The organism is Amycolatopsis sp. NPDC051371 (assembly GCF_040682155.1).
In the GTDB taxonomy this organism is placed as follows: Bacteria; Actinomycetota; Actinomycetes; order Mycobacteriales; family Pseudonocardiaceae; genus Amycolatopsis.
In genome coordinates this window covers 1,886-9,676 of the sequence record NZ_JBFBAG010000100.1, presented here as the reverse complement: position 1 = coordinate 9,676, position 7,791 = coordinate 1,886, and the positions used below count along the sequence as shown (strand labels likewise).

Annotated in this window: 3 protein-coding genes; 1 reads left to right on the top strand and 2 read right to left on the bottom strand. The window is 71.1% G+C overall.

What is annotated here, in order from left to right; all coding sequences use genetic code 11:
- Nucleotides 1-1,849: 1,849 nt before the first annotated feature.
- Entirely contained in the window at nucleotides 1,850-3,754 is a 1,905-nt protein-coding gene (locus tag AB0M59_RS53125) for a HAMP domain-containing sensor histidine kinase (protein ID WP_364631950.1), read from the bottom strand.
- Nucleotides 3,744-4,439, bottom strand: a complete 696-nt coding sequence (locus AB0M59_RS53120) for a response regulator transcription factor (protein WP_364631947.1) — start codon at nucleotides 4,437-4,439, stop codon at nucleotides 3,744-3,746. The genes AB0M59_RS53125 and AB0M59_RS53120 overlap by 11 nt, the downstream gene beginning before the upstream one ends.
- 157 nt (nucleotides 4,440-4,596) lie before the next feature.
- Between AB0M59_RS53120 and AB0M59_RS53115 the strand changes: the two genes are divergently transcribed.
- Nucleotides 4,597-7,743 (top strand): GH92 family glycosyl hydrolase, encoded by a 3,147-nt coding sequence (locus AB0M59_RS53115; protein ID WP_364631944.1) that lies wholly within the window; start codon nucleotides 4,597-4,599, stop codon nucleotides 7,741-7,743.
- Nucleotides 7,744-7,791 lie beyond the last annotated feature (48 nt).

Here is a 7,791-nt window from a genome sequence, read left to right as displayed (position 1 = left end):
GGCTTCGGCGGCGCGCCAGCCCGCCGGGGCTGTTGGTGGTGTGGTTGTTTTAAGTTATAAATCTTATATCAAAAAATCACAACCCCCCCCCCCACCACAACCCCAGGAGGCAGTCGTGATCGATCGCAGAACCTTCCTCGGCGGGGCCACCGTCGCCACGGTGCTCGGCATCGTCGGTGCCGGGACCGCGTCCGCCGCGGTACCCCCGCCGGTGGGCCCGTTCCCGCCGCTCGCCCCGCTGCCGCCCGATGCTCCGGTCCGGCGGCTCTTCACGCCCGCGGAGCAGCGCTTCGCGCCCTATCTCGCCATTTTGCCGGGCATTGTCAACGATGTCAGCACTGATCCCGCCACCCTGGGGTTCTTCGGCGGCGGCTGGTGGCGGACGCCGAGCGAGCCGTACAACGCCCGCGTCCAGGAGCACGTCTACACGCTGAGCTGGTTCTACGCGAACCGCCGGCCGTGGAACCCGTACTACCTGGACCCCGCGCTGCGGAACCGTCTCGAAGCCGCGATCGCGCACTACCTGAACCTGCAGCAGGCCGACGGCTCGTTCCCGGAGTACTCGATCACCGAGAAGTCCAAGGCCGCCACCGGGTTCGGCCTGGGCTACCTCGCGAAGACCCTCGCCAACTTGCGTCAGGTCAACGCGCTGCCCGCCCGCCGGGCCGACCTCGAAGCCTCGCTGCACCTGGGCATGACGTGGTTCCTGAACCCGGCCAACCCGATCTGGGCACACCCGATCGAGTACGCCAACCAGAACACGTCCGGGCTGTCGTCGTCGCAGCTGGCGCTGAAGCTGAACCCGGACGCCGCCCTGTCCAAGCAGTTGCACGACCGCATCGAGTTCCTCGCGGTGAACGGCCAGAGCGCGGCCGGGTTCTTCTACGAGCCGACCGGGATGGACATCAACTACAACTTCGAGGTGATGCTCCCGGAGCTCGCCGAGATCTACGCGCTGACCCGCAACCGCACGGTCGTGGGAATGGCCCGGAAGTTCGCGGACTGGTTCGGCTACAACGTCGTCCGCGAACCGGACGGCTCGGGCTCGCTGACCTACGTCGCGACGTCGAGCCGCACGCACGTCTCCTACTACGACGACGTCATCCCGGACCCCGACCGGACCAACCTCGGCTCGCTGTTCGTGCCGGAAGTCCCGGACCTGGCCGCCTTCTTCACCACCCGCGAGGATCGCGCCGAGACGCGCAGGCAGTGGGCGAAGACGCCGGGCCCGGCGATCGGACCGGCCAAACAGGACACTTCACCGCGCATCCTCGCCCACGTTTCCTACGGCGAGGCGTTCCCGTCGCACGGCGAGAAGCAGGCGTCGATCCGGCAACTGCCGTACCTGCGCTCCACCGACTTCGCCGTCCAGCGCCGGGACGCCGAGCTGAACCAGACCTACGTCTACGTGCGGCGACCGCAGCTGTACCTGGCCGGGTTCTGGGGCACGCGCCCGTCGAGCTACGTCCGGGGCGCGCAGGGCATGCTGTGGCACCCGCGGGCGGGCATGGTCGTCCACTCGCAACAGGACGACGCGCAGTGCTGGGCCAGCCTGCTGCCCAACGGCAGTCCGGACGCCCGCGGCCTCCTGGACGCGACCTACTCCATCGGCGACCGCCCGTGGGACGGCAGCCGCAAGGTGCCCGGCTCCGCGCCGGTCGTCGTCCGCTACGGCCTGGACAGCCGGATCCGGACGGACTTGACGATCACGCGCGACACGGTCACCCGCGCGGTCCGGGGCACCACGCCGCTCACCGAGCAGATCCCGCTGGTGCTGCACCCGGGCGACGACGTGCGCTTCTCCGACGGCACCCCGGTCGCCCACGGCGCCAACGCGAGTGCGACGGCGTCAGGGCTGACGATCCGCCGCGGCCGCACGACGATCACGATCGGCTGGGGCACTTCCCTGAGCGCGACCGTCACCGCCACCGCCGTCACCTTCCTCCGTGACGGCGCCCGGCGGCTGCACGTCCTGCGCGTCCCGCACCCCGGCACCCTCACCACGGAGATCCGGCTTCGGTAGCCGGACGGTGAACGTCGATCCGGTGTCCACTTCGGACTCGACGTCGATGCTGCCGCCGTGCGCCTGCACGAGGTGGCGCACGATGGCGAGGCCGAGCCCGCTGCCGCCGGTCTGGCGGCTGCGGGACTTCTCGGCCCGCCAGAAGCGGTCGAACACGTGCGGCAGGTCTCCGGCCGCGATGCCGGTGCCGGTGTCCGCGACGGCGATCACCACCTCGTCCACAGTGGACGAGACGTGGATCGTCACGCGGCCACCGGGCGGCGTGTGCCGGACCGCGTTGGTCACCAGGTTCCCGACGATCTGGCGCAGGCGCACCGGGTCGGCCTCGAACCCGGTTTCGCCGCGGGCCGAGACGGTGAGCGTGACGCCGGCCTCGGCGGCCCGGTCGGCGTGCGCGGCGGCGACCTGGCCGGCCAGCTCGGCCGCGTCCACCGGCTCCGGGTGCAGCCGCAGCCGGCCGGCGTCGGCGGCCGCGAGGTCCTGCAGGTCCTCGACGATGTGCTGCAGCAGCACGGTCTCCTCGAGCAGCGACGCCGACAGCGCGTGGTCGAACGGCAGGTGGCCGTCCTCGGCTGCCTCCAGCCGGCCGCGGATGACGTTGAGCGGGTTGCGCAGCTCGTGGGCGATGTCGCTGACCATCGCCTTGCGCTGCTCCTCGATGCGTTCGCGGCGCGCGGTGAGGTCGTTGAAGGCGGCGGCGAGGTAGCCGACCTCGTCGCGGGTCTTCACCGGCGCCGGCCGGTCCTGCTTCGCCGCCTCGGTCAGCGCGCGCAGCGGCCGGGACAGCCGGCGCGCGACCAGCACCGTGATCGCGGCCGCCAGCACCAGCACGCCGCCGGTCACCGCGAGGATCCGCGTCAGGTTCTCCCGCGACAGCGTGAACGTCGGCAGCTGCGACCCGCCCGGGCCGAGCGTGAAGAGCAGCGCGGGCGGCGCGACGAACGGCGTGAGCTGCTCGCGGCGGGCGGAGTCGAGGCAGGTCTGGCTCGGCCCCTGGCCGGGACTGCCGAGCACTTCGAGGTCGAGGTCCAGTTTCACCGCGTCCGCCCCTTGGCCCTCCAGGCAGCGGTTCACGGCTTCGTTGAGGCTGTCGAGCGCGACCTGCTCGGTCGGGGTCGGCGTGGCCAGCTCGTAGATCCCGCACTTGGCCGCGAAGTAGCGGACGCTGAGCGGGTCCGTCCCGGTGAGCTGCGCCCGCCCGCTCGCCGACTCCCGCACCTGGCCGGTGATGCCCATCGAGTCGAGGCAGGCGACGGCCTTCTTGGCCAGGCCGTCGAGGTCGTCGCGTTCCTTCGGCGGCAGCCGGAACGGGCCCACCGCGCGCGGGTCGATGCCGCTGGTCCCGGCCTGGGGCAACAGGACCGGGTCGACGTGCAGCGGGTCGACCGACGCGGTCGCCTTCACCGGCAGGGTCACCGGCGCGCCGCCGGAGTCGCCGAGGACGCGGCGGTCGAGGGTGGTCACCACGACCCGCCGGCCGGTCTGCTCCGACAGCGTCTTCAGCTTCGGCCCGACCTGGTCCCAGGTGTGGTTGGCCGCCGCGTAGCCGAGCACCTCGGTGTAGATGGTCGCGTCGCCGGAGAGCGCCTGGCCCTGTTCCTGCTGGATCGCGCGGGTGGTGGTCTGCACGGCGAGCCACGCGGTCGCGGCGATCGAGCCCAGCGCGATCAGCAGCGAGACCGCCGTCAGCCGGACGACGAGACTGCGCCGGAGCGGAAAGCTACGCGTCATCGTCCGCCGTCAGCTTGTAGCCCACGCCGAACACGGTCCGCAGGTAGACGGGGTTCTGCGGGTCGGGCTCGAGCTTCTTGCGCAGGTTGAGCACGTGGACGTCGATGATCCGGGTGCTGACGAACCGGTCGTCGCCGCGGGTGAGCTCCAGCAGCTGCCGCCGGGTGAACACCCGGCCCGGCTGCCGGATCAGCGTCTCGAGCAGCTGGAACTCGCCCGGCGTCGTCTCCACCGGGCGGCCGTCGATCGACACCTCGTGCCGGATCGGGTCGAGCCGCAGCGCGCCGGCGCGCAACGCCGTGTCGGGTGGTTCGCCGCGCGACGCCGTCCGCCGCAGCAGGGTCCGGACGCGGGCCATCAGCTCGCGCGGGCTGTACGGCTTGGTCAGGTAGTCGTCGGCGCCGAGGTCGAGGCCGAGCAGCAGGTCGTCCTCGGTCGCCCGGGCGGTGAGCATCAGCACCGCGACGTCGGACTCGCCGCGCAGGATGCGACAGACGTCGAGGCCGTCGACCTTGGGCATCATCACGTCGAGGACCAGCAGGTCGGGCCGCTCGCGGCGGGCCTCGTCGAGCGCCGCGCGCCCGTCCGGGGCCAGCACGACGGTGTGGCCCTCGCTTTCGAGGTAGAGCCGGAGGACCTCGGCCTGCTTCTCGTCGTCCTCGGCGACCAGTACACGTGCGCACACCGCGTCGAGGTTAGGCGCCCTGACACGGTCGCCACCCGATCCTGACCGGATCTTCATACCTCCGGGCACGAGCCAGGTCTTTGTCAAAGTGTTGACCCCGGGTCCGCGGCAGGTAAAGGTCGGATGTCCAGGGCAGTGTCGGCCGCAGGAGGCATCGGTGCGATTCAGGTTCACAGCGGCGTTGGTCGCGACGGCCGTGATCGGGGCACCAGCCGTCGCCGCAGCGGCTCCGACAACGATGTCACCCGGTGCTCCGCTGGTCAGCGACCCCTCGGCGTACGTCGATCCGCTGATCGGGACCGGCCGGGGCGGCAGTTCGGTCGGCGAAATCAACAACTTCCCCGGTCCGGCGGCGCCGTTCGGGATGATGCAGTTCTCGCCGGACACCCAAGGCGCGTACGCCGGCTACCAGTACCACTCCGACCAGATCCGAGGTTTCAGCCTCGACCACGCCTCGGTCGGCTGCAACGCGTTCGGCGACGTGCCGATCCTGCCGGTCACCGGCGACGTCGGCAGCGCGCCCTGGGACCGCGTCGAGCACTTCACCCACGACGACGAGAAGGCCGAGCCGGGCTACTACGCCGTGACGCTCGCCGACTCGAACGTCCGGGCCGAGCTGACCGCGACCACCCGCACCGGGCTCGCCGCGTTCACCTTCCCGGCCGGCTCGACTCCGCAGGTGCTGGTCAAGGGCGGCGCGAGCCTGGCCGGGAACTCGAAGGCGGACCTGAAGATCACCGGCGACCGCGAGGTCAGCGGCTCGGCAACCACGGGCAACTTCTGCGGTAAACCGAACTCCTACACCGTCTACTACGACATCACCTTCGACCAGCCGTTCACCGCGCACGGCACGTGGGACGGCTCGTCGGTGAAGCCGGACACCGACAGCGTCGACTCGCCGAAGGCCGGCGCGTACCTGACGTTCGGTGGTGCGAGCGCGGTGCACGCCAAGGTGTCGATGTCCTACGTGGGCGTCGACGGCGCGAAGGCCAACGCGGCCGCGGAGGTCCCGGGCTGGGACTTCGGCGCGGTCCGGAAGTCCACTCGCGACAAGTGGACGCAGGCGCTGGGCAAGATCCGCGTCGCGGGCAAGGACACCGCGCAGCTCAAGACGTTCTACACCTCGCTCTACCACTCGCTGATGCACCCCAACACGTTCGACGACGCGGACGGGCGGTACATCGGGTTCGACGACCAGGTCCGGACGTTGCCGAAGGGGCGTCACCAGTACGCGAACTTCTCCGACTGGGACACTTATCGCTCGCTCGCGCCGCTGCACGCCATGCTCTTCCCGAAGGAAGCCAGTGACATGGCGCAGTCGCTGACGAACGACGCCGTGCAGGGCGGCTGGTGGCCGCGCTGGCCGATGGCCAACGACTACACCGGCCAGATGACCGGGGACAGCTCGGTCGCGTTGCTCTCGAACCTCTACGCGTTCGGCGCGCGCGACTTCGACGTCAAGACGGCGCTGAAGTACCTCGTCAAGGGTGCGACGTCGGTCGACAACACGCCCGGCGCGTACCAGGAACGTCGGGGCATCGCCGACTACGTGGCCCGCGGGTACTTGCCCAACAACGACGCCTCACGCGGCGACCACGCCCGCGTCGGCGCGTCGATCACCCTGGAGTGGGCGATCGACGACTTCGCCATCGCCCGGTTCGCGCAGGGCATCGGCGACCGCGACGTCGCGCGCGAGTTCACCAAGCGCGGCCAGAACTGGCAGAACATCTTCAACCCGGCGACCGGTTACCTCCAGCCGCGCGCGCAGGACGGCCGCTTCCCGGACGGTCCGGCGTACGTCCCGCCGCCGCCCGGGAAGTTCGGCCAGGACGGCTTCGACGAGGGCAACGCCGCGCAGTACACCTGGCTGGTCCCGCAGGACCCGGCCGGGCTGGTGACGGCGATGGGCGGGCCGGCCGCCACGGCGTCCCGGTTGGACACCTTCTTCCAGAAGCTGAACGTCGGCCCGAACGAGCCGAACATGTGGGCCGGCAACGAGCCCGACTTCGGCGTCCCGTTCCTGTACAACCACGTCGGGCAGCCGTGGAAGACGCAGCAGGTCGTCCGCGAGATCGCCACGACGCTGTTCAGCGCGACCCCGGACGGCGAGCCGGGCAACGACGACCTCGGCGCGCAGTCGTCGTGGTACGTCTGGGCCGCGCTCGGCATCTACCCGGGTACGCCGGGTACGCCGGACCTCGTCGTGGCCAGTCCGCTGTTCGAGCGGGCGGTGTTGTCCCTCCCGAATGGACGGACGATCGACATCCACGCGCCGAAGGCTCCGGCGACATATGTGCACGACCTGTCGCTGAACGGCCGTGACTGGGACCGCACGTACCTGCCCGCGAACACCGCGCGCGACGGCGGACGGCTGGACTTCTCGCTGGCGTCCACTCCGGACCGGCGGTGGGCGGCGAACTCGGCCCCACCGTCCTATCAGGACAACGAGAAGCCGTTCCTGACGTCCGCGACCAACCAGGTCGTCGTCGAACCCGGCACCAGCGGCGAGGCCACGGTGAGCGGGCAGCGGCTCGGCGGCCACGACCGGGTGCTGGACGTGTCCACGCAGGCCCCGGCGGGGATCACGGTCAACGGTCCCCGGCAGCTGCGGCTCGACGACCGGACGGGCAGCGGCACCGCGAAGCTGACGGTGTCGGTGGCAGCCGGGACACCCGAGGGCTACTACCAGGTGCCGGTGACGGTCCGCGGCGGCTCGACGTCGGTGCCCGGCTCGGTGATCGTGCTGGTCGCGCCCCGGGGCGGACTGGCGGCCGCGTACTCGAACGTGGGCATCTCCGACGACGGGGACACCGGTTCGGCGGACATCGACGGCGCCGGGAACAGCCTGTCGCGGCAGGCCCTGGCCGCGGCGGGCTTGGTCGGCGGTCGGCAGGCTTCGGTCGTGGGCACGACGTTCACCTGGCCCGCGGCTCCGGCGGGACGGCCGGACAACGTCGTCGCGGCCGGGCAGACGATCCAGGTGTCCGGGACGCGGCTGTCGTTCATCGGGACGGCGTCGAACGGCGACCACCGGGCGTCCGCGACGGTGACCTTCACCGACGGCACGACCGGCCAGGCGGACCTGTCGTTCGGCGACTGGGTCTTCCCGGGCGGCGGCACGGACCCGGTGTTCGGCAACACCCTCGTCGCCCGCACGGACCACCGCAACCAGCCGGGCGGCCAGGGCGGCGGAGCGTCGGTCTACGCGACGGCGCCGTTCGACGCCCCGACGGGTAAGACGATCGCCTCGGTGACCCTGCCGTCCGACGCCAACCTGCACGTGTTCGCGGTCGGCCTCGCCTAGCGGGTCGTGAGTGAGAAACAGTGTTCTAACACTGTTTCTCACTCACGA

Excerpts from the sequence above, each read along its gene's own strand:
- AB0M59_RS53125 (WP_364631950.1), bottom strand. The coding sequence starts at position 3,754 with ATGACGCGTAGCTTTCCGCTCCGGCGCAGTCTCGTCGTCCGGCTGACG.